The organism is Nocardia sp. NPDC052112 (assembly GCF_040680135.1).
GTDB lineage: Bacteria > Actinomycetota > Actinomycetes > Mycobacteriales > Mycobacteriaceae > Nocardia.
Window position 1 is genome coordinate 338835 of record NZ_JBFAWD010000005.1, and the last position, 26066, is coordinate 364900.

The 26066-nt window shown below is 67.2% G+C and carries 1 protein-coding gene (only partly in view); it reads right to left on the reverse strand.

This entire window lies inside a single protein-coding gene on the reverse strand: locus tag AB0L58_RS12155, encoding a sigma factor-like helix-turn-helix DNA-binding protein. The 107625-nt coding sequence extends 67380 nt beyond the window's left edge and 14179 nt beyond its right edge, so the window shows coding positions 14180-40245 — codons 4727 (partial) to 13415 (complete); the first complete codon in reading order (the gene reads right to left) occupies positions 26062-26064. Both codon boundaries (start and stop) fall beyond the window edges.

Sequence of the window (26066 nt, forward strand, 5' to 3'; positions counted from 1 at the left end):
GCGGGCATATTTCGGCGCCGCTTTCTTCAAATAGCCGTCGACGTCGAGGTTCGGCTGCACCAACGAGCGGTTTCGATATTCAGTGAGGGCCGCTTCCAACCCTCTTGTCATGGCATCGCCGTCCATGTAATTGATCCCATGGAACCGATCCACAGCATGGATGAATTCATGGCGTACGAGGTGGGCTACCAAGGACCTTGTGGACCGGCTGAACCAGCCAACTTTCTGATTCGTCCGCAGGGTTTTCTCGGACCATTCCCGATCGACCACTGCCCGGCGGTCGATTTCGATGACCGAATAGAAATCAGGGCCATCCTTTTCGTGACGAGTCCCAGGGGAATACGTCACTGCCATATCCCCGGCGAGTGTGTTCGCTTCAACGAAGCGAACCTCCCGAAGATTGTGCCTGCCACCATATTTCGCGATCAGCGCACGCAATTCGCGATCGACGTCGGCCAAAGCATCCAGATTCGCGTCTTCCCATCCGAGCAACCGAACATGGTGATCGTCATATAGTTTCTCGACGATCTTTCGGCATGCTTCGAACGGCGCTCCAGCCCCCTCGTCGCCATCGACGAGGCCGCGGGTGGATTCATCCCGGTCGCGAGACTCTTCGAAATACGCCCAGACCTCGCCGTGCGACTCGACCCCCGACCTGGTAGCAGCCAGCAGTGACCGGTGCACCTCCTCGCCCACCGCCGCGGCACTGTGCTGCGGAATTGCCGCAGCCCCATCCGCGTAGTCGACTTGCCCAAGTGGACGGTACTGATCGCATTCGACGGACACGCGCAGCGATCGGACATCGGCATCTCCGGAGAATTGCACCTGCATTCGCATGGTCGGCCGGAGCAGAGCCTGGTTATCCGGGACCGTCCGCTGTCCCTCGAGGCGAACGAACTGCTGAGTTCGGGTGAACTCGTTGTCAACGCCCTCTTGCCAGATTTCCGATTCCACAGGGAAGTCCGCGATGAACTGCAGCACGTCGCGTCCAGCGCTACGCACCATCTCCATTGCAGCCGCGATCTTGTCCTCGTCACGCCAGCCCAACGCCCGCAGCCTGGCCCCCAACACGCGGACACCCTCGTCCAGTAACTGCCCCTGCCCCCAGGCGAACAGCACTATCTGTTCACGTTCGGCAAACAAGCCCTCGACAAGCGAGGCCAAGTCCACGCTCGGATCCAGAGTGTCGATACGACTTTCCCGCACCGTTTCGTGCACGGCGATGGCGCGCTCGATCTCTCTGACCTTTGCCGTCGAACTGATGAATGTCGCGGCCGAGATGTGCAGTTCGCGGTGAGTGGATTCGGGAATCTCTCCCCGCAAGCGGGCAACTTCGGCGGCAAATCGCTCTTCCGACCGCAGTGCGGCCAGGTCGACATCCGTGACCCCCGCGGCTTCGGCGGCGGCAGCAGCAGCCTGCAGCTTCTGGTACTGGCGCGTCCATTCATCCACGCGCTCAGCGTGAGCATTCAGAAGCCGGTATCGCCACGCGGCCGAATTCGAAGCGCCAGCCAGTTCCTCGAGCCTGTGGACCATGGAGTTGATCTCGCGATAACGAAGCGTCGCCGCCCGCAGCTCAGTGTCATAGCGGGCGGAGTCGAGGACCCCTTGTTCGTCCATCCGGCGTCGCGAGGCCGTCAGCTCCTCGTCGAATCGATCCGACGACAAAGCATCCAGGTTGGCGTCGGTCCTGGCAGCTACCTTCGCCAAATCTGCTGCGGCACCGGCACGCTCGGCAATCAATTGCCGATAGGTGGGTCGGAACCCTTCCGGAATCGTGTCCAGCACGCCGGCCTCCCCGGATCCGGCCGTTGCGGCTCTGCCCTTTCCACGGAAGACACTCGTCAGACGTCTGCGCCAACCCGGTCGAGATTCACCGTCGCGTACCGCTCCCGACTGCTCGCGCACCGGCACGCCCGTGCCGTCGCCGACCCCGGGCAGCTCCTGCCCAGCCCGGCCCCGCCGCTGCTGCCCGATCCGGGTCCTCGGCTTGTCACGGCCCGCGACGGCGGACCCCGGCACGTGCTCGACCGTCGGGCGGCCGTCACCGTGACGCAGGATGGCGTAGGTCTGCCGCACATCGGCCTTGCGCTGCCCGCGGACGTGGTCGTAGGTGATGCCGGTGGGTTCTGGGCGCTGAATCGCGGTGCGCTGCACCGGGTTTTCCCAGGACCAGTCGCGGACCTTCACCGTCTCGCCGTCCTCGGCGACATACATTTCGTAAGTGTGCGAGCCCACGACGTCGGGGTTCTCGGGGTCGAAACCGAGGTATTCGTCGGTCACCGCGGCGATCGCACCCGGTCCCATGGTCAGCAGTTCGTCGGCGATCTTGTCGTGTGCGGTGCGGCCGCCGTCCGGGTCGGCGTGGAAACCGCCCGGATGCCAACCCGCGCGAAGCAGTTCCGCGTATTCGTCGGCCGTGCGGCCGTGCAGGCCGCGCGCATCCACCGGCGCAGGAACCCGGTCCGGCCACCTACGATGTTGGGACCAGGCCACATTCGTGGTGCAGTTCGCCGGATTGCCCTCCAAGGCGTATTCGATCAGCGGCACCTCGAAGGAGGTGTCCGGAATCCGGTAGGCGGCCAGATCCGCACGGTCCACCGGCTCGAAATCGCCCCAGTCGATATCGACATCTGCGAACAGCGACCGCGCCAGCGTCCGATCCCGCGCGGTGTTGGTCAGATCCATGCCCTCGGGCAGTGCCAGGACCTCCACCCACGGCAGGGATACTGCCAGCGCCCTGCGCGTCTGCAACAGACTGTTGATGTCGTAGAGCAACCTCTGAGACGTGGCAATGTCGACGCCGTCCGCACCGAAGTACACGACCGTCGCATGCCTGCGCTGGGAGTCGCTGTCGCGCGCGTTCTCGTCGAAGTTGGCCGCGGCGTGGCGCAATCCGTCTGCCAGCGAGCCATTGGTGACATGTCCTGCCACCGTGACAGTGACGCGGGTGGCGGTGTCGACGTCACCGAACGCGACCATGAGTCGGCGGTCGGTCCCGGTCAAACCGAGTGAAAGCACATGGACCGGTGGGTGACCGGGCAACGTGGCGGCCAGCTCTTCGGCTTGGATCAACTCCGCCAGCCGCTGCCGCAGCTCGATCAACCTGGCGCTGTCGCTTGCGGACAGCCCGGAATCCGCCGCTGCCAACGACTCCAGCCGGAACAGCTCGCGCTGGAGCAACCTCCGATTGGCACGGTCGCGCCATCGCGCGGGGACTCCCCGTTCATACCGCGGATCGACGAGCAGCTCCGGCTTCCCTTCGACCAGAGTCCAGCGGTCGTCCCAGGTCAGCTTCCGCCAGATCGTCGCCATTTCTTGCGGCCGCAGGTGCCGGCCGGGGGCGCCGAAATACTGCTCCCAGATGAGATCGGACCGCGTCAGCGCCGTGGGATCCACCAGGTCATCCGGCAAAACCTGCCGTCGCGGAACGCTATTCGCGGTGTCGTCGCCCCGCGGCGGGGTTCGATCTGTCCGGCGCGGTACCTCCGGGCGCAGGTAACCCTCGACGCGCCGGTGTGTTTCCGGCTCGAATTCGTCACGGTAGCCGTCGAACCGCTCGTGCTCGAATGCGGCACGCGCCAGGGCCTTGTCGGCGTCATCCACCACGACGATGCGGATCTGCGGCTCGGCGGTATTCTCCCGGCCCGCACGAACCCTGGCGTCCTCGACCAGCGAAACCAGGTCGCGGGCCAGCCGTTGCGGGTCGGTTCCCTGCCACACCACCGCGGCACGCCGGAGACCCGCGCGACGCTGCGGCAAACTATCCTGCAGGCCGAGCTCATCAGTGGCGGGGCGCAGGCCGGTGCGCAGCGCTTCGGGCGTCGGATCCGCTGCCGTGACGAACACGGTGATCTCGTCGGCGATGCCCACCTCGCCGATCGATACGAATGAGCGTTCGTCCGAGGCACTTTCACCCAGTGGGAGCGCGATCGGCAGAATCGGCCGTTCCGGTTCGGTCAGCCGGCCGCCCCGGTTCAATGCCGCCAGGAAAGCGCGCAGACGTGCCACCTGCGTCGACTCGAATGCGTCGAGCCGATCGTTCATCGCGCGCGCGAACAGCCGCATCACCGCATCGGCACGGAAGGTATCCAGGATGCCGTCGGTGCCGGCGACCAGGTCCGCGGCGGCCTGAGCGAGCGCGCGGCGTTGAGCCGATGGCAACTCCTGCCACAGTGCCGCCACCACATCCGGTGTGTCACCATGGCGTTCCAGCCCTACCCTCGCCAGATCGACCGGAGCGGCGTCGGCCGGGTCGTCTTCGTAGTCCGACAGTACGAACGCCGCCGGCGCCGGGTCCACGCCACGCGGCGCTTCCGCCACGGTGACGTTGCCGTCCAGCTGCGGCTGTGCCTGCCGCGTCACGACGGCCCCGTCACCGTCGCCGATCAGTACGATCTGCGGCTGCCGGGCACCGATGGCGTCGGTGAGGTGTGCTACCAGTGCGTCGGCGTCCAGGCCCACCAGATCGACGTCATGTGGCGCCCGGCCGTGGTCGGCATCGTCGTGATCGATGGGCAGGGTCGCGATCATCGCCACCGACCCGCGCCACACCTGTTCGGCGACAAAGAAATCGACGAGGGACTCGGTAGTCGCGCCGATATCGCCGTCGTTGTGCGCGGTGCGCGCCGCGTAGCCGAGAACGGTGTCCGCGGTGGCCGGGTCCCCGAGCTGGACCACGATCCGGCTGCGGCCACCGTCCTCGTCCGTCCCGTCGTCGGACCGGACGAACACCGGCGTCGACACGTGGGCGGCTTCGAGACGCGTGGTCAGCGTGCCGAGAGCCAGGAACTCCGCGCCCACCTCGACGTGGCGTTGCAATTCCTCAGGTGATGCCGGTGTATCCCAGGATTCCAGCTGCTGCAGGTCGCGATAGGTCCGGTCCAGGGCTGCGTCGAGCGCTTCGGGTTCCCGAGACCCGAGATTCCCGCGCTTGCCGAAACCACGCCTGACGGCCACGATCGACTTCTCCCCGTCGGCCAACGAGGTTTCGGCGGTGTGCTTCTGCTTCGTGACGGCACCCTGCTCGGCCGTCACGCGCTTCATGACGATGCCTTCGGTGGCTACCACATGCTGTGGCTGGTCCCATGCCGCGAAGGCGCAGTGGACGATTCCGTTCTCGCCCTTCTCGTAGACCATCACCTGGCCGTCGTCGGCCTCGTAGATGAGGAAGACGTGCCCGCCGATCGCGCGCCGCTTGCGCCCGGCGTACTGCACCGCGCCATAGACCGCGCCGCCATGGTCTCGCACATGCTCGGCGATCGCGTCGACGGAGTCGAATCCCTCTGCGTGCCAGTCCGCGTGCGCTGCCTCGGCGAACTCACCCCACCCCATGCCGGCGACCGCGATCCGCGGGTCGTCCAGAGCGGGCGGGCTCACCTCGTGCCCCAGCTGCTGACGGCCGAAGTGCAGTACGGCCGGACCGCAGTTGAACGGCCCTTCGCCTGCCAGGTGGTGCTGCGCGGGAACGGTTGGCGGCTTGGCGACCACTTCGGCGTCGGCGCTCACGGAATCGATCGGCTGCTGCGGCACCCACCCGGACGGCGGTTGCATCGACGGGCGCCGACCGTCGGCGCCCGCATGCGGCACGGTCGGATCGATGTGGACGATGTGGTGTGCCTGATCGATCACGATCAGTTCTCGCAGTCCGCGAATCGGGCGGCGGCGCAGCGCATCACCGATCTGTTCCGCGCTGACGCGCGTCTCGGACAGGTTGACGATGATCCGGTCGGCCTGCTCCTCGTTCACCTTCTCCCACACCCGGTACATGACGTTGCGGAGTCGGCTGGTGGTGGGGACGTAATGGTCGAAGATCCGGCCCTCGATGCGGTAATCGGGGTTCTTGGGGCCGGGCACGTCCGGGTTCTGCTCGACGTCGTAACCGAGTTGCGCGAGCAGCTGGGCCTCGTTCTCCCGCTCCAATTGCCGGCGGGCGATCGCATCGGTCTTGGTGATCGGGGTGCGCCGCCCGGTCGGCGTGCGCAATGGGTCGGGTTCCGCGGATGGCAGGGTAACCGCCGGCCGATCTGCTGCGGCACCGTCACCGACCCACGGAATCGCCCGCCGGCCCCGGTTCAGCGTGCCGCCGTCCTCGGCGACATCCACGGCAAGCCCGATCCGGGATTTCGGCTTGGGGACGCCGGTGGCCTCCGGGTCGTAGGCCACGGTCGGGGTGCCGTCGGGCAGGCGGAAGATCACGAAGGTTTCCTCGACGCCCTCCTTCGGGATTCCGTCGAACGGATGGATCACATCGAGCACGTCGTCGATGGGACGCTGGATCACGTGGCGGTCCGTGTATGGGGTCTGCTCCCACCTACGTACTCGCACAACAGGTTCGCCGTCGACGTCGCGGTCGACATACATCTCGTACGCGTGCGCGCCGACCTTGTCGGTGCTGTTCGGGTCGACGTTGGCGCTTTCGTCGACCACCACCGCGACCGCGCCGGGGCCCATCGCGAGCAGCCTCGCCGCGATTCGGTCGTGCGCGGTCAGCCCGCCGATCACTTCGCTGGTGAACGACTCGGGATGCCAACCGGCCTGCAGGAGTTCGGTGAACTCATCCGCCGATCGCCCCTTCGGACCGACGTTCGCTGCGACCGGCAGGTTCAGGTGCGGCCAGGCGCGGCGCTGGGAGTGGGATACGTAGGTGGTGCAGTTGGCGTTGAAACCCTCCAGCACGTCATCCCACTGTGTGGGGTCGAAGGTATCCGGACGCTGGTAGTCGCCCGATGAATTGCCGGTTTCGCGGCTGGACTGTGCCCAGTCGAGCAGCGACTTGGCGTCGTCCGACAAAAGGTCCGCATACAGTTGCGCGGAGTCGGCGATGCTCGCTCCGGCGGGCATCGCCCGCACCTCGATCCGAGCCACACCGGTGGCCGATCGGTAGCGGCTCTGCACCGCCGCCATGTCAACCAGATCGACAGTCAGATCCGAACCCGCCTGCGCCACACCCATATTCGAGCCGATGTAGGCAACCGAGGCCCCTGTGCCATTCGGATCGAATGCGAGTGCGGCGGCCTCAACGACGGCCGTCGGCGACACCATATCCGGATGCGGCGGCGCCGACGGCAATTGTCCCGCCACGGTGACCCTGATCCCGCTCGAGGTGTCCGGATCGTTGTAGCTCACGATCATCCGGTGCGGCCGCTCGCTACCCGCCAGCGCCAGCACCGGGGTGGCCACGCCCAGCGACAGCACATATACGTGCGGGTGGCCCGGCAGGATTGCGGCCTTCTCGGCGGCCACCTCCAAAGCGTTCAGGCGATTGCGCAGCTGTTCCAGTTCGACCGTCCCGCCGGGGATTTCGTCGATCCGGCCGGTCGCTTCCAGGGGCGACAGGACGGCGAGTCGCTGGGCGAGCAGCATCCGGTTGGCACGGTCGCGCCACCGTGCCGTAGCCCCCGGCTGTTCGGCGAGCTTCTCCGGCGCACCCTCCACAAGCAACCACCGGTCGTCCCGGCTCACGTTCTCCCATTGCGTCTGGAAGGTGTCGCGATCAATCGTCGTGGCATCGCCGAAAAGGGAGCGCCACAACGCATGCGCGCGCTGGCCCACACCCGGGTCGCCGGGCAACATGGGCAGTGCCGGTCGCGGCTGGACCGTGCCGCGTTCGGTATTGCCCTGCGCGCCCGTTACGGAATCGGGCTGGTCCGATTCGCCCCGGGCCCAATCGGGTATGACATCGGAGAAGTCGGCATCGGGCAGTGGGACCGCGTCGATCTCGAATCGGTTCTGGTACTGCACCATTCGATCGTCGGCCCGGATCGCACGCACCAGCTCACGGCCACCGATTGCCGTGGTGACCAGCCGGATCCGCACGTTGTCGGGGTGGGCCGCGGCCAGTTCGGCCAGGTCCTCGGCCAGCCTTTCCGAATCGGTACCCTGCCACAGGGCCACCGATTGCGGCCCGAGTTCGCCACGCACCACTTGTTTTTCGAGCTCGCCGCGGGCACGGACCAACCCCGCGCGCAGGGCCTCGGGAGTCGATCGGGCGGCGTCGACGAAGACCGTGATCTCATCGGGGGTGCGCACTCCGGTCGACACGAAGGACCGTGCGCGCGGCTCCTCCCGCACCGGCAGCGCCAACAGGCGAGTAGTGAACGGGAAGTCGGGCGCCGAAGTCTCCTGCAGGGTGACGGTGAATCGGTTGAGCCTGTTCAGGCACGCCACCAACGCCTGCAGCCGGGTCACCTCGGCGCGCATACCGGCGGCCTGCTCCCGGCTCACTGTCGCCGCCAGCCACCGCATCCAGGCGTCGGCGTAGCCGGGTTCGGCGAAACCGCCCAGTTCGGCATCCAGTTCGGCGGTGCGGATGGCGGCGGCCAGGTCGTCCAGTACCGCGTCGGTGATCTCCGCCGGCAACTGCGGCTGATGGCCCGGCAGATCGAAAGCGTCCGCCCGCGTCTCCCGCACGCCGAGAGCGTCATCGGCCAGCTCGATGAAGCGCACGCTGCCGCCGGATGTGTTGTCCGGCGACGCGGCCAGTCGCGCATGCACCAGGCGCGCTACCGCGACACCGTCACCGATGCCGCCGATCTCGACCGCGGGAAGATTCGTCCCGGTGCGCGAGGACGCTGCGCGGCGCTCGTACAGCTGCGACAACTCCAGGGTCAGCACATCCGCATCGGCGGCGATGAGGTCGACCGCATGGTCGGCCCGGCCTTCGGGGAGCAGATCGTCGTCGTAGCGCAGCACCACAATTACCGCAACCGACCCGCGCGCTTGCTGGTCGGCGGTATACCCGACGAGCGATTCGGCGGTTTTCGCCAGCTGATACAGGTCGGTTTCCGTGCGGGCGACAAGACCGATCACAGTGTCCGCGGTGGCGGTGTCGCCGTATTCGAGCACGATGCGACCGCTGTCATCGGCCCGGTCACCGCGGCTGTAGTCCAGCAGGAGTACCGGGTCGAATCCACGCCGGATGGCCTCGCGATCGGCGTCGTGCAGGACCTCACCGACTGCTTCGACCTCGGCCAGGCGCGACAGATCGTCGCTGCCGTCCAGTGCGAGATCCTCTGCGTGGAGGTCTTCGCGGTTCCGGGCATCCCGTTCGACGGGGCCCGGCGGGCCACGATCGTCGCGGGGCAGCCCAGCGAGCTCGACATCGGGTTTGTCGTCCTTGATCGCGAACCGCGTCCCTGCCACGAACGGGATGACCGCATTGCCGTCGGCGTCGGCCACGATGCCGTGCACCCGCAAGATATTCAGCTTGTTGCGCTTACGCAGCCACTCCCACACCTCGCCGTCGCGGAAGGTCTTTTCCTGCCCGTCGACCCATTCATGCACTACCAGGTGGTTGTGTTCGTCGACTTCCACTTCGAACATGTGGCCGCCGACCCGCCGGCCGTTCCGGTACGTGATGGCCCCCGCGATCGCACCGTCGTGCGCCCGCACATGTGAGATCAGTTCCTCGAGTGAAGCGAAGCGCTGCCAGTCTCCCTGGGCCTGCTGCGCCACCTCGTCCTCGTTCGCTCCCTCGAGCCCGACATTCGGCAGCACGGACTCCGGCACCGCGAAGTCACCGCCGTTGCGCCGGATGCGCTCCGCGCGGAATTCCAGGAACCGCTTCACCGCCACCGGAGCGCAGATCGGCGGCGGCACATGTTCGGGGAAGTCCGGCACGACCGCGGTCGGAGAGCTCGACTCGAGCTGCCCGATAATTTCCGCAGCGAGCACATGCATTTCGTCATCGGCGTCCGCACGCGCCTCGTCGTCGAGATCCGCACTGAGCCTGCGGGCCAGCGCCCCGAGCCGTCCGGCCTGCTCCACCAGCCGGTCGTAGTGGAGACCCGCCCGCACGTACGCGTCGATCGCCGCGGTCACCTCGACCTGGTCCAGATACCGGCGAATCGCGGCTGCCGTGTACTGCTGCTCGAGCGCGGCCGCCGTGCCGTCTTCATCAGAGGGCATCTGGAGCCCGCGAAGGTGCTCGCGCAGGTACCCCTCACTCAATGCCGACGTCGGTTTTTTCAGAAGAGCGGCCAGATCCCGTAGCAGCTCGGCGCGCCTGGCTCGCGCCTGCCGCACCGCGGCGGAATCCAAAGTGTCCACGTTCACGTGGTAGTCGGTGGCGAGGTCCAGCCGAATGAATGCTCGTTCCGTGTGCGCCCGGCTCACCTGGTCGGACAGGGAGGCGATACCTTCGCTGCCGGCCCACCACTTCAAGTGCGCGATTTCGGCATCCGCGATGACGAAATCCGGTATCTCCTCGATGAATTGGGCGATCCGCGCGACGTCGTCAGTGGACCGCGCCCGTCCGAGCAGGTTGGTCAGTACCACGCGCAGCCGATCAGCGGACAGATCGTCCATGCTCGACGGCAGCCCCAAGGCCTCGGTCAACTGGCGTTCTGCTGCGCCCAGATGCTCGGTCATCTCGGTGACCAAACCCTGGACGCGGGCGAGGAACTGCATGCCCGCCACCAGATGGCGGGCCTGTGCGGCCAGTAGATCCCGCTCCACCTCGTCCCCGGGCATCGGCTGCGGGCCGGCGGATTCGAGGTGGCGCTCGAATCGACGCACCTGCGCGTCCGCGAGTACCAATCGCGCAGCGTTATCGAACAGGCCCGCCAGGGGTGCCATGTTGTCCAGATCGGTCGCGATCGTGGGCAATAGGCGAATCGTCTCGAGCACCCGCCGAGGTTCGAGGTCGGCCGGGTCCAGCTGGACCGGGGCCCCATCGACCCGCAGCTGGCTGATCAATTCGGCAACTCGCTCGGCGGCTGCGGCGCGATCGGCACGCGCGGCCCCGAGCTTCCGCTGGATCTCGAGTTGTGATCCTGTTGGCGCGGAAGCGATCCGGACTGTCGAGACGCCCGCCATCCGTACCTGGGCGACCGCGCGGGAAGTACCCGTGAGGTGGTTTTCGGGTCCGTGGCCGTACGGATGCAGCGCTCGGCGCATCGCGTCGCGCTCGACGATCGTGCGTTCCAACTGTTGCGCGGATGCGGCGGCCCGTTCCTCGGGGGAGGTGACCGGGTTGTGACCATGGCCACGAACCACCGCGATCAGCGCGCTCTCGGAGTCCAAGTCGGAGTTGCCGAAACCGTTGAACATGTCGTTCGCCGTACGCAACCCCGTCAGCAGTTCGGCATCGTCGAAGGACGCCCACTGGATTCGCGCCGCGGTGTCCGGGTTACCGAACGCCACGGTGACTTCTACTTCCCCGGTGTCGGGGTCCACGCGCTGCGACAGCACCCGCGGTACCGCTTCGCGTTTGATGGCGTCCATCGCAAAGTTGATGTTTTGATAGCCCTGGCGAACCGACCGCGGCTCGTCCGTATCCAGCGAAGAGGCCCGTTTGGACCGAACCGACTCCTGGGCTATGTCACTGGCCTCGACGGGCAGCAGTCCCGGAGCGTTGGCAACGAGCTCTGGATGTTCCTTCACCAGAACGTTGTGCACATACGGCGGCCAGGTGCGCCACAGCCGGGCGTTGGCCTCGGCCCGGCGGCCGATCTCTGCGAGATCGGCGCCTTCGGGCACCAGAAGTTCTTGCAGACTGCCCATTCCGGCCCACTCCAGCGCGGTGGCAACCACATCCGGTCGGGACGCGGGACCATCCGCAACGGTGGCCTCCACCGCCTCCGACGGGCTCAGCTCGCGCTGCTGGACAGGCGGCGGAAAGACCTGATCCACGGGCCGGCTCCGGAACAGATTGCACGGAACCGACAACAGCTCGCCATAGCTGCCGGACAGGGCGTCCTCGAACGGGTCGGCAGGGGTTGCGAACGGATCGGCCGGAGTTTCGAACGAATCGACAGGGGTTCCGACCACACCGTCGGCGGTTGTGAACACCGCGTCGTCGGTTCCGGACTCGCCGTCGTCGGCTCCGGGGATGACGGCGGAGGATGCGGTCAGTTCGAAAGCGCGGAAGGCGAGGGTCAAGGCTTCGTCGCTTTCGGCCCCCAGCAGGATGCTGTCCCAGGGTTCGGCGGCTTCATCCCTCGCCGCGACGATGTCGGTGACCTGCCGGCGCAGGGTGGCGCCGTCACCGGCAGGGAAAGCCAATACCACGGTGACGGGCTCGCCTTCACCGAAGAAGCCGGTCATCTCCTCGATCAGCAGCGCCAGTTCGGGATCCGTGATCGTGGGCTTTCTGTGCTCGATCAGTTGGAAGCCCGGTCCGAAGAGGAAATCCGCCGGGCGGACCGGCAGCTTCGGCAACGTGATCGCCCGGTCGCGGACGTGGACGGACAGTCTCCGCGTCGTGGCCATGTTACCGACCGACATCATCGGGATCCCAGGCTCACCCGGCCGCGGGAACACCAGCAATCGCACCTGCAGATCCCCGGCCACGTGCGCGATCCAGCGTTCGGCGACGGTCAACCGGTCGGCCCAGACATCGAGTTCCGCGAGCCGGGCCACATTTTCGGCAGTCGGTTCGGCGGCGCGCAACCGGTCGCGCTCGAACACCAGGCGCAGCCTATTCACCTTGTCGCGCAATGTATCCGGCAGATCTTCACCGGCCATCTCATCGGCGATGGTGTGCAGGATCGCGTCCTGTTCCGCGAAATCGAGTACGCTCCACCGCCATTCGATCTGCTTCAGGCGCATTCTGCGCCGTGCATGCACCCGCTCGCCGGGAGCCACCTCGCCGAATTCGCCATCGGCCTCGGCTCCGGCGACCGCAGCGTCGGCTCGCCAGAGCAGACCCTGCCACCTCTCCCGCAATACGTCCGGGCCCAAGCGGATACCGAACTCGACGGCGGTGGGGTCGATGGTCGGCAATCCCGGACGCGGCGGAACATAACCGGGTATCTCGTCCCGGCGTGCACCGATACGAACGTTCTTGAAGTCCAGCCCAGCGATCGCCCGCGAAGTACCGTTCGGACCGAGCGATATGGCCGCGGACCCATCGCCTTTCAACGCCATACCGCCGAGGCTGTCCACGCCGTGCTGGCGCGACGCCCATTCGAAGAACTCGGTCTCCGTACCGCCGTCGATCACCATTACCGTGTCGCCGTCCAGGTACACAGTGACCGCGTGCGAACCGATCTCGTCGGCTTTGTCGAAACCGCGATAACCGAGCACCGCGACGACAACGTCCCCGGTGTTCCGAACCCGGTCGTGCAGCGCCCGGAACGAGGCGAAACCGCCCTTTTCCCAATCGGATCCGACGAACTGCGGCGCCAGCCGGGCATCGGTTCCCGCCAGGCCGCTCAGGTCGACCGGCCGCTTCGGCGGCTGCTTGCCGAGTTTGCGATAGGCGGCATCGGTAGCATCCGGCAGGCACATGCCCAGCCGCTCGCCTTCGGCGAGATTCGCTCCCCGCAGGTGGTTCCGGGTCGCGATATCCGGATGTTCGTAGGCCGACATGTCACCGGGACGATCGTCGGTGAGCAGGGTGGTGAGCTGTGCGCCGAATCCGTCATCCAGCGCCGCGTCGATGCGGGCCAGCTGTGCGGCGGCGATATCGGCGGCGGGTGCGGCGGTGGTCGCGGCATCGGCCAGGTAGAGCTCGTCCTGTACACGCACCCGCTCCCCGGCGATCACCCCGAGGCGCTCGGTGAGCTCGAGCAATCCGCGCAACTGTGCGGTCGCGGCGTCCCGTTGCTCGGCGTACCGGATCATCTGCTGCAGTTCGAACCTGATCCGGCCGACCGCCGCCCCTTCCGCGCTCCGCGGGCGGTATGTCTTGGCGGCTCGGTAGGCCTCGGTCAGGTCGGTGACCTGGAGTGGGCCGGAGGGCAGCTGGAAGCGGTGGCCGGTGAGATTCTGCCGATACCGCTCCGCGAGCCGGCCGAGGTGCTCGCCGATCGCCTCCATCTCCGCTCGGGCCCGCGCCTGTGCCGCACGCAGTTCGTGCACCTGACGCATACGCCGGGAGATTGCGAGGACCGATTCCCGCTTCGCGATCTCGATATCGGCGTCGCGGCAGGCATTCGCGAGCGTCGTGCGTTCGGGCGCGTCGTGCTGGGCGGTGAAAAGAGCCGCCAACCGCGCTACGCGCGCCGGGGTGAGCTGTGACTCCGGAATGCCCGTCTGGAGCGCCAACTGCCGGGCGTTCCGCCGGCGCTCGCCGCGCCAGCGCTCGAGATCCAGTTCTTGCCGACCGATGTTGTCGAACGTGACGGACTCGTCCCCGGTCCGGGCGCGCAGGTCGAGGCGCTGCTGCTCGAGCATCTGCGCCAAGGCGGGTATCGCCGAACTGCCGGCGGTGGGCGCGCTCGCGGCATCGTCGAGATCCACATCGCTGGGCAGCACATCGAATTCGCGTGCCATTGCCAGCAACTGATCCGACCGCGTCTCGAATTCGGCGACGAGCCGAGCCAGCGCGTCGAGCGCCTCATCGTCGGTGCGCGCCCTGCTGCGACTGCTCTCGATCGCCTTCGCCTGTTCGCTCAACGCGAGAAGGTGATCGGTCAATTGCAGGTACTGGCGCTGGGTCACCAGGCCTTGATCGCGGTACACCGCGGCACGACGTATCGCGGATTCGACCAGATCGATCTTCGCGCTGCGTGTGGGCAGTGCATCCCGGACGACACGGACCTGTCGGTCTACGTCGGAGCCCTGGCGGGGCGTGGCGGCCGGCCGCCGCGTCACCCTGTCACCAGCAATTCTGCGGTGCGCCGCAGCCACCCGTTCGCCGATCCGGTGGGTGCGCCGCTGGGCGCCGAGCGGCACCGGCCGGGTGAAGGCAGTGCGGTGTTCGGCCAGCTGCTCGCCGGCCAGTGCGGCCCGCACCAGGGCACGGTCACCTCGTTCGGTGTGCAGCCGGATCGGACCGGCCGCGGTCCGTTCGGCGGCGAGGTTCGCGAGATCGGCGGCCAGCATGTCCGGGTCGGTGGCCTGTGCCACCACTACCGCCACGGTCCGGCCGGGATCCGCGCGCTGTTCTTCGGCATACACACCGATCGCGTCCCGCAGACCGCTACGACGCGACAGCGCATCCGACTGTCCGTTCGCCAGCACCACCACCAGGTCGGCGGTGCGCGGATCGCCGATGGTGGCGAAGGTGGTGTGCTCGGTCCAGCGCATATCGAATGCCGGATTGCCGGGCAGCGCCTGCGTCCACTGCCGGGTCCTGGCCTGCACATCATCGAAGTGGATTCCGGCCTGTGGCACCCGATCGGCCATGACATCCCACACCCGGACGCCGTCACCGCGCCCGATGACTTCGACCGTCGGCGGCAGCTGCCCACGTGCTTCGTGGATCGCCTGGGTCGAAACGATTCGGTGCACCAGGTTCTCGCCAACCGCGTCGATGGTCGGCGCCGTATTCCCCTTCGCGCCGTAGCGCAGCACCGCGACCGTGGCCGTGACCCGATCCGGCTGGTTCTCCACCTGCGCGATGTCGGCCGTCTCGTGCACCCGCGCGGTCAGCCCGCCCGAGTCGGCGGCATTCGGCGCAACGAACCAGACCTGGTGTTGCGCAGTGGCTTTGCGGTCACCGAATTCGATAACCAGCGCCCCGTCGTCGTAGGACACCAGGTGCACCGGCATGCCCATCGCCTTACCGCGGGCGTCGGCGGCCGCCACTGCCTCCTTGATATCGCGCAGCTCCTCGAGCCGAGCCGTTCTCGCGGGATCGAGGACGCGCTGTTGTGCCATCGCCTCCAGCTGCAGGAGTTCTCCCGCCGCCGCCAGCCGGTTGTTCCTGTTCTGCAACCGGCTCGGCACAACTTCGGCGGCAGCGAAGATCGCCGGGTATCCGCCCGAGAAGGCCGCGCGGACATCGACATCCACATACTGGGCAGTGACGCGATCCCAGAAGCGGACCGCTCCCGCTGCCTTGGCCCGAGTCGCGGCGACATCGACGCGGGCCCCGTCCGTGGCCAGCTCCGCCACATCGCCGAGCCCCGCGGCGCGCACGGCGGCATCGACAACCGCGCGACGCTCGCGCGACCACTCGTCATTCCCATCCAGGTCCCCGGCCACCGCCGCCTCGACCAACCGCCCCTCGGCGTCCACCACACCGGGCATATCTCGCCCGATTTCGCCCGGCGACTCCCCCTCCTCCAGCGGGTGACGCCGTTGCCCCTCCGGCCCGAGCACAATGCCGTGCAGCTTCCCACCCGGCTTGTCCCACTTGGCAAACGAAACGTCGATGACCTCGTGGCCCTTGCGTTCGTGCACCATCACCGTGCCGTCGGCGGCGCGATACATCACGAACATATGCGCCCCGGCCGCACCGTGAGTGACGGTGCCGAGGACGATCTCGCCGTCGGCGGCCAGCGCCCGCATCTCTTCGAAATCGGCGAAGCCGTTCTCTTTCCACTTCGTACCCAGGTGCCGCGCGATGTCGGAGGGCAGCATGCCGTTGGCCTGGATCGCAGTGTCGAACATCGACGGCGGGTCGATAGCGACACCGAGCACATCCTTGATGAACCACATCGCATCGACGGCACAGAGTTTCGGCACACCGGCGAGATGCTTTTCCTGCGCCTCGGTCAGCGACCCGGACCATTCGGCGACACCGTCGAACATCGCAGCGACCGGGTCGACCGGCGGCGGCTGCACCGGCGCCGACCGCACCCCATCGGTGGGCGCCACCGGTGGCTGGGTGCGTTGCGTGGGTGCCGCGGCGTCCTGGGCCAGGTTGGCCAACAGGTTGTCGAATACCCTGTTCAGCACGTGTGTGCTGGTGTCGAGTCCGGCTTCCCGCTCCGCGATGGACAAGAGCTGCTGCAACTCCGCAGCCTGGTTTTCCGACTGCATGTCACCGGCAAAGGCCAGCTCCAAATCGGCGATTTCCTGCAACTCGGCCATCGCGCTCCGGCTGCGCCGCAACGTGACGGTGTCGGCGTCGTGCTCAGTCAGCAACGCCTGTTCTTTATCGGTCAGCGAGCCACGTCGTCGTTCGACTGCGGCCAGATCATCCGAAACCCGGGACAGTTCCTCAGCTCGCGCGGCAAACCTGTCGAAGTCCTCGGTGCTGTCGTGATCGGCGCGCGCACGCCGTTTCGCTGCCCGTATCCCCTTGTCCACCAGCAGAAGTCGGTGGATGCGGGATTCGAGACGGTCGAGTTCGCCGACCAATTCGGTCAGCTCGAGGTACCGGCGGAATTTACTGGATGCCTGCACCTTCTCCGAATCCAGCTGCCAGGCATGGTTGTCGTCGAGATCGACCAACTCCTGCACCGCCAGCAGCGGGTCGGCCAGCACCTGCGACAAGTGTTCGGTCTGCTCGAGGATCTGCTCTGCGGTGGCGTTCGCGCCGACCCGGTCGCGCGCCAGCAGCCCGGCGAGCTCGTCGCGGGCGCGCCGGTGTCGATGCTGTAAGTCCTCGCGCACGGGCCCGGGCTGCAGCAACCCATGACCATCCAGCCCGGCGTCGGCGCCCGCCGCCCATATCTTGTTGGTGGTGTAGACGAAATCGCGCGCAGTGCCCACCGCCCTTGTGAGCAACCCGCGAGGGAACCCGGACTCCGGGTTCAACTCCGGCGGCGCATTGATCGCGAGCGGCGGGTAAGTCCAATCCTCTCCTGCCAGCACGCCCCGTAATACATCGGCCTGGCACACCGCGGTGATGGCATCGATGAGTTGCTGCAGGCTATCTCCGTGGTACGCGAGCGAAGCCACCCGGGCCGGCGTGGCCGCGCCGGCGAGCGCCGCCAGCGCCCTGTGGTGACCGTCGACAGTCCATTGCAGAGCACGGTGCAGCTCGTTACTGCCGAACGATACGGTGAACTCCATACGGGTGGCATCGGCCAAGTCACCGATGGCGACCACCGAACCGTCCTGGGCCAGCAACATCGGCTCCGGCGAACCCGGCAGTAGGTGGGCGGTGCGATGGAAGTCGCGCAGCGTGTGATGCAGATCGTCGAGCTGGTTCACCTGCTCGGGATGCTGTTGCGGCGCGGCAATATATCCCAGCAGCGCGGCAATGTGGCGAGCCCGTACCGGTGCGCCCGGCAGCTGCGCGATCAGCTCGGGATGGACCTCGGCCACATTCTCCAGATCCTGTGCGGTACCACCGGTTTCGCGCAGCAGCGAAATAACCTGCCAGACCGTGGGTTCGGGTCCGAGCATCCGCAACCGCCGCGCGAGCTGTTCCACCTCGGCCAGGGCAGCAGTGCGTGTTTGCCGCCGTTGCGCTATCGGGTCCCACAACTCACGGACATCGACCTCGTGGTACTCCCCGGCCAGCTCCCCGCTCACCCAGACGTTGTTGACCACTTCGGCGGCATCGCGGCGGCCGACCAGCACCACTCGTTCGCGCGGCTCCCCGTGCGCGGCCTCGTAGGCAGCGTTCATCGCAGCCACTTGGTGCCCAAAGGTCGCGGAGTCCTCATGGTCGCGCTCTGCCACGATGCGATCCCAGGACATCGATGGCCGGGCGATCGCGGCGAAGTCGTAGTCGATGGTCAAGACCATCGCCTCCGAGTCTGGGTCGGTGCCGTCCCGATGCGAGCGGAAGAACTCTCCTGCCTCCAGTGCGGCCGGCGCTATCGCCTCGGTATCGGAAACGGTGCCCGCTCGGTAATGGATCAGTGCCCGAGCATCGCGCACGTCACCGACGGCGACCTGGATCCGCCAGCGGCCGGCTTCACCGCCATCGGTGAGCATCTGGCACGAGAGCAACCGCACGGAGGTATCCGTGCCGCGCACGACCTCCTCGGTGGACTCGACCACCGCCGACAACGCCTGGTCGATCGCCGACCACTTCGGCAACAGATCCCGCTCGGCCGGGTGCAATGCATCCTTGGGCACCCGCAGCAGCCCCATCAGCCGATCCCCGACCATGCCCTGAACATGCTCGTGCAGTGTGCTTTCGGGCACGACCCCGGTCATCTCATACAACCGCGGATATTCGCGCAGCAGATCCGAGGTCAGATCGGCTTCCTCAGCTGCCTGCCACAGATTCATCGCACCGCGGCCGGCCGCGCGGGCCGTCTCGACATCGGCCGGAGCGAATGTGTCAGCGTCCAGCAGCGATCGCACCGCGCTACCGTCGGCACCGTTGACCGCAGCGCGCACCAATGTCACAAGTTCCGGTGTGGCAGCCGTCAATTCGATCCAGGCGACCCGCCCGGAATCGGTCCGTGTCACACCGGAACGGTAGTACTGCTCGATCTTCCTCCCCGGCCCCGCGAACGTGCGCGACAGCGAGTCACTGCCATCGTCGATTATGGCGATCCGCACGGTATCATCGGAAACGTTCACCTCCACGCGAACTTCTTCTCGACCGTCGAATTGCAGTTGATCAAGGGCACTTTCGAGGGCGACGCGAGCCACGCGGGCGTAGTGTCCCGGCCAGCCGAGCACATGCGTTTTCAGCCGTCGCCGCACCGTAGAACGCATCTCGTCGAGATCGTCCAGACCGACTGTTACCTCGAATCCCCGGGCCCGATCGAACCGCGACCGTCGGGCACCGGTGCGGTCGATATCCTCGGTCGGCGCCGGACTATCGACCGCCCAGCCCAGCTGCGACTCGGCCAGCCAGGCACCGATCCGTTCGTGCAGGCGCCGCATCGCAGGCGCGAGCGCCTCGGCGTGAGCGCCCATTTCGACCAACCGGTAGGTGGCGGCAATCGGACTACCGCCGAATTCCACGATGATCCGAGCCTGATGCCCATCTTCTTGATCGATGCTCAGCCCGATGGCCATTCCTGCGGGCGGGACTTCGACCTGGGTGACACCGACCCGGAACTGCTTGCCGTCGACGGTGTCCGTGCCTGCGAATACCAGGTCCGCATTCTCGGCCTGCCACTCCGATAGACCGCCCACCGACAGGTCGTCGTCGGGCACCTCACCGGTTCGCCATATCGCGCCCTGGGCGGGCACGGTTGCGCCTGCAGGGTCCGCACTCCCCCTTTGGGTAACAACAGGATCCGGTACGGCCGGCTGTTGCGGCGCCTGCCCCGCTCCGTCCGGCTCCGGCCCGCGCAGCGGTCGACCGTCTTCGTCGAAATCCTTACCGACCCGGTAGTTCTCGTCATCGGTACGTACCTGCGGCGCCCGGTCACCATCAGCCACCCGGCACGCTCTGCCTTGGTTGTCCAGGAACAGGGCGAGTACCGGCTGCCCCTGTTCATCCGGGGACACAACGAGATCCGGCTGATGCACCAGCAGGCCGAGATCGCGGCGCTCGACGTGCACCTCACCGTGCTCGTCCACCGACCGGGTCAGCCAGAAGGTGTGGCCGAGCCCGCCGTGCCGGTCATCGCCACCCAGATTCGGCACGAAGACCACGACACCGACTCGATCGCCGCTCCCGGCCTGTTGCCCTTCGCGCTGAATGGCCCACTCGCGCAACATCCTTTCCACCGTGGCGAGATCGGCCACATGCTGCGCCCGCAGGGGCTCGTCATCGTCGGAACGGGTCTGCCCTGCCACCGGTAACTGCGGCAGCGCCGCCTCGACTTGGCTGATGAGCGATCCGGCCAGGGGATGCTCCTGCTCACCCAGTGCCGACAACAGGTCGTCGACCGAAAGCCGGTAGTAAGCGGCGATATCGCGGAGCGTGTGCTGCGCGCACTGAGCCAGTTCGTGTGCGGAGATCGAGCCCGGCGGGGTGATCAACTCACCGGTATCGGGGTGCTGGTAGGCCACGACACCACCTCCGGCGCCCTCGGCGACAGCCGCGAAAGCCGCCGGGACACTCTGGACCCCCATCAAGGCGCCGTCCAGCTGTGATTCGAGGTGGAACAGTTTCTCGGACAGCGCAATGTATTCGTCGGCCAGCTCGATCATCGAGGTCAGCTGGTCGATTCGCCCTGCTTCGGAGCCGATATCGGGTTGCGGATCGGCGGTCTGGTTCTGCTGGCTCTGCGCCGTGAACAGCTCGACGATTGCCTCGTCGCGCAGTCGGCGCAGTGTGGTGGTGCGATCCCGCGGATTCGCCACATCCGCTGCGGACACGCTGAATTGTTTTGCTCGCGCACGCAATTGCGCGTCGGCCGCATCGAGCTTCTCGCGAACCTCGCGCCGCACGCGGGCCACGCTGTCGAGCTGCCGCGCCTGCACATCCAGTCGTGCGGTGAGCAGCGTCCAGTGCCGGAGCTCCTCACCGGCCGCCAGCAACTCCGCCAGTGCCGCGCGACGTCGCTGGGACTCCGCACTCCGGCGCCGGCGATCGAGGAAGCGTTTTTGATCCGGCTGTTGCGCGAATGCGCGCAGCTCGTCGAGTTGACCGAGTTCTCCGCAATGCTCCGGAGGTTGATCGGCATCCGGGAACATCCGGCCGTAGCGCTCACGGGCGACGGCGTACCGGTTGTCGGCCGCCCGCCGATGGGCACCGGCATATCGCAGGGCCTGGCCCAGCACCGTGATCCCGCGAAACCAGGTATCCGAACGGACGAACCGGGTCGCGTAGGCCAGCAATTCATCGAGGGCGAGGTAGGTCCGGGCAAGCGGTCCATTCCCCTTCAGCCCTTCCAGCTCGTGTACCCACTGCACCTTGACGTGGGTCAAGTCGGCGGGCTTCACTCCCAGGGCTTCGGCAAGCTCACCACGCACCTGCGAATGCCACAACTTCAACCGCGCGACGTCGACAGCTTTCGGCTCCGCCGGGATTCCCCGGTACTGCCCGTCTCCGACTCTCGCCAGCTCCTGCGCCGAATCCGCAATGGCGACCGACAGCTTCGCGCGGGCGTCGGGCCAATCCTCACCGAACCTGGTCAGCTCGGTGCCGAAAACATCATCGGAGAACGATTCCGGTGTCAGCAGCGTGGCCCAGCCCAGGTCGAATGCCACGGTCGCCGCTCGCAGTCTGTCGATACGCTCGGCGTTGGCGGCGAGAGCGTCGATCAGCGTCCGCAACTCGTCGCGTCTGCGGGTGACGGCCGCCACCTCGGCGCCCACAGCGGGATCGTTCTCGATGGACGGCTTCGACTTGTCTTGGGCGTCCAACAGTTCACGGGACAGCCGCAGCAATGTCTGTCGCCCCGGTACCGTGCTCTGGTCTTCGACAGTCAGCCCGTAGTCGTCCGGGTCCATATCTTTGGTGGCTTCGAAGACGATGTCCCTCGGCACACTTCTGGCAGCTTCGAACTGCCGAGCAAGCTCCTCGAGCCGGATCGCGTCGGCGACCAGAGATCGATACGCCTGCGCCCCATGAGGTGCACCCTGCGAGTGCTGAGCGTAGGCATCATGTAGCGCCGCATCCAGCGATGCGATATGCCGAACCCAGGCACCCAAGCGCGTCGCATCCTCGACGAGTACCGCTTCGTTGTGCCACAGCTCGAAATTGCCCGCGAGATCCGCTACCACGGCAGGTTGGCCGTCCCACTCCCGGATATTGGCCAGCACCCGCATGACCTGCAGGGTGTCGGACAGATCCGCGGGCAGAGTGAACTCGGCAGCGCGTGCCTCGGCCTCGGGAATGCGCGCGATCATCTCGTTCAGGCGCGTACGTGCCGCATCCCGCTGCGCCAGTATCCAGTCACGCACAGCAGAAGTAGGGGCGGCCAGTTCCGACCGGTCGAATGCGTACCCGGCAATGTCGGTGGGAAGTTGTTCCAGCAGCTGCTTGGATACCGTGCTCAGCACGGACCGTTGCAGACCTCCGAGCTGCCACCGCAGTCGCGCCAGCACCGGCCCGACACCCACCGCGCCGGGATCGGCCGGAAGTTCCGGTGGGGTCGAGTCGTCCAGGCCTTCGTTGTCGGGGCCTTCGTTGTCGGGGCCTTCGGACTCGAAACGCCGGCCCAGGTTGCGTCGCGGATGGTCCACGCCTGGGTTGTCGGGCGGTATTTCACCCGGCTCCAGCTTGTGCAGCGGTTGCTTGTCTTTGCCGAAAGCGAGGCCGTACAAGGGACCTTCGGGCTTGTCCCACTCGTCGAACCGCACATCATTGACCCGGTTGACGACCAGATCGCCATCGAGTTCGGCGACCAGTTCGTGCACTCGGACTTCGCCATCACTGCCCTGGTACACGACGAACATGTGCGCACCGATGTCACCGAAGTCGACCGCGCCGAAGACCGTGCCGCCCTGTGCCGCGATCACGTACATCTCATCGAGCGAGGAGAACCCGCCCGGATACCATTTGGCATTCGCCGCCAGCGCCGCATCTTTCGAGCTCGTGCCCTGCAGTTGCATCAAGCGGTCCTGCATCGACGGGGGTTGTACCGGCAGGCCGAGTACATTCGCGCCGAACGACATGCTCTCCGCGACGCATACCTGCGGAACTCCACCGAGCAGATGCCGCGCCTGGGGCTTGGTGGGGCGCCGCGGCGTCGTGGTGCCGTCGGCATCCGGCCCATCGAGCAGGTTGGCATGGCGACCGGGTTTACGCCGGTGCCGACCACGGCCGGCACCGGCCGGCGGGCGTGGCGTGCGGCCGGCATCGGCGGCCGGGCGCGCGTGTGCAGGGGACCGGCGCACACCATCGGTCGGGCCGGTGACCACACCGCCGCTGCCTTCCGGCGAGTTGGCGAGGATGTGGTCGATGTCGGCAGCGGCCCGGTCCAGCGCTTCGGTCAGCGCGGTCTCGTATCCGGCTATCTGCTCAGACAATTCCTGGCGGCGAGCGATCGCAGCCTCGTCATCGCCGACCTGCGCCGCGGCGAGTGCCTCGGCTCGACGCAGCATCCGAGCGGTCTGCTCGAGTAGTTCGGTGTGGCTTTCGAGGGTGGCGACCCGCCGGGCGGCGGCCACGCGCGCCTCGGCGGCGTCGGCGAGTTCCATCAGGATGCGCGACAACCGCAGCTGCTCCGAATCCCGTGTGGACATGGCGAGCAATTCCCCGTGCACCCGCAGCTCACCGCGCCAGGTCGCACTCGTCCAGTCCTGCTCGGTGCCGACGATTCGGGCGAGTTCGCTCGACCGATCGGCGTGCGCGGTGCGCAACAAATCGGCGAATTTCACTCGCGCGCGGTCATTGTCGATTTCGGCCCGGCGAATCGCCGCGGACAATGCTTCGAGGCGGGTGATCCACTCGCCGGCGGCCTGGTACTGCTCGCTGCTGATCGCGGCGAGATCCGTGTTCACGTTCGCCGCCAGCGCGTCCTGCCGATACCGCACCCGGACCGCGGCGTTCGCGCGGCTGATGCGAACCAGTTCCGGGCCGAGTGCACCACGCCGCGTGACCGGTGTCCGGTCGTGATCGCGCACTGCCTCCGCCAGGCCGCTGTCGAGTAGTTCGTCGAGTGTCCGTGCAGTGGTGGCGTGCTCGTCGAGGTCCAGATTCCGTTCGAGCTCGTCCCGCACCTCGAGGAATTCGCTTGCCCGCCTGGCACGTTCGATCGAATGATCATCGGGCACGGCGGGGTGCTCCGCGAGTTCCACCAACTGCGCACGACGCATATGGGTCGGCGGGATATCGCCGTCCAGCAGAGCGTTCAATAGCATGGCAGTGCCGTCATAGGCATCGCGGAGATCGGTCTCCAACCCGGTCTGTTCCGCTCGGCTCCGGCGCGTGTGCGACAGCACCGGATCCGCATCGAGCCGTGCCAGGTCTCCAGCGAGTTCCTCGAGCCGGGCCAGTTGGGCAGTCAACCGGCGATACTCGTCGGTGGCGCCGCCGTTGCGAACCTGGGCGGCGGCACCGCGCAACCGCTGCTGCAATTGCGTGATCAGCCCGGCTCGCGTCTGAATCCGGTCGATCCGCCGCAGGATGCGCGTGATGTCGTAGCGCCAGCGGAACTCCTGCTCGGCTGCGGCGAGTGCCGGCGGCTTATCGGTCCGGTCTGTCAGGTCCGCCAGTTCCTGGGCGGCCAATACGTCATCGGCCAGCACCGAGGCCGATATCCCCAGCAAATCGGCCAATTGCCCGCGGGCTGCAGCGAACTGGGTGTTCCACGCCGTGCGCGCCGCGGAAGCCGGCGTCAGCACGTTCCTCGGGTTCAACCAGCTGTCCAGCACGATCATGTCCAGCCGGTGGGCCATCATCTGCGTGTGCACGACGCGCGCCAGATCCGGCACCACGGTGCGAGGTTCATTCAACAGGCGGGTGAGCGCCGGCCCGAGGTTGCCACCGCCGGGCCCGAAGTTGCCACCAGATCCCGAGCCGCCCCCGCCGCGACCGAAGTTGCCACCACCGGCTCCGAACGCGGCGTCCGGCGCACGAGGCATCTGGGCCCTGCCCATATTCGCGATCGGGAACGCCATACCCGCGACACCGTGGCTCTTGTTGTCCGGGCCGAGCGGCACCGCCGCGGTCCCGTCGGCCTTGAAGACGATGCCGTGCAGCCCGGCCACACCGACCTGCTGCGCGCGCCAGATCTCGAAATCGACCGGCGCTCGATTGCCGTCTCGCACCATGACCCGGCCGTGCTCCCGGTAGATCTCCACCGCGTGCGCACCGACGACACCCCGCTGCTGGAAGCCCTCGAACGCCACCGCCCCGATCATCACCCCGCCCTCGGGCACCGCGGCAGCCATCGCATCGAAATCCGCGAACGGGGTCCTATTCCAGTCCGCGCCCACCAGCATCGCGCCGTGGTCGCCGGATACCCCGAACTCGGGTGCGGACATCAACTCCAGCATCTGGAGGCGGTTGCGCAGATCGGCCACCACCGAATCGGTGTCGGGATCCACGCCCGGAACGCGCAATCGTGCCGCCAGCGCACGCCGCAAGGCACCCCGAGCCGCCTGCGGGAAACAGTCGTTGGCAACACCTTCCACGCGATGCGAAGGCAGCCACGTCAGGACAGCCTGGTCCGGGTGCTCGGTCCGGATCCGGTCGCGGTGACCCGCCAATGCGTCATCGGCCCAGGCGTCGGCTACGAAGGCGGCCGCGGCGGCCGCATTGTCGTGGTAGCCGATCAGCCGCACCGGCGATTCCGGAGATCCGGCGCCGGGCCGGGCGTCCAGCAGCTCGGCCACCGACTGCGCCAAACTCGTCGCCCCGCCACGCTGTGGGCCGGAAGTACGCGCCGCGTCGAGATCGGTCCCGGCATTGCCGTCGACGGCGGTGGCCGGTCCGATCCACACGACCGCCGCGGCCGGCTCCGTGGACGCGGCGACCGCGCTCACGGCCGCGGCGCTAGCCCTGCGCAGCGTCTCCTCGGGAGAACCGGAATTCGCGTCCACCGCATGGACACTCACCTGTGTCGCGGTGTCGGGATCACCGATCACCAGTACCGTGCCGGTGGTGCCGAGCATCCGCGCCGCCGGATGCCCCGGTACCTGCGCGACCCACCGTTCGGTGGCGGCCAGCAGGTCGGCCCTGGCATTCAGCA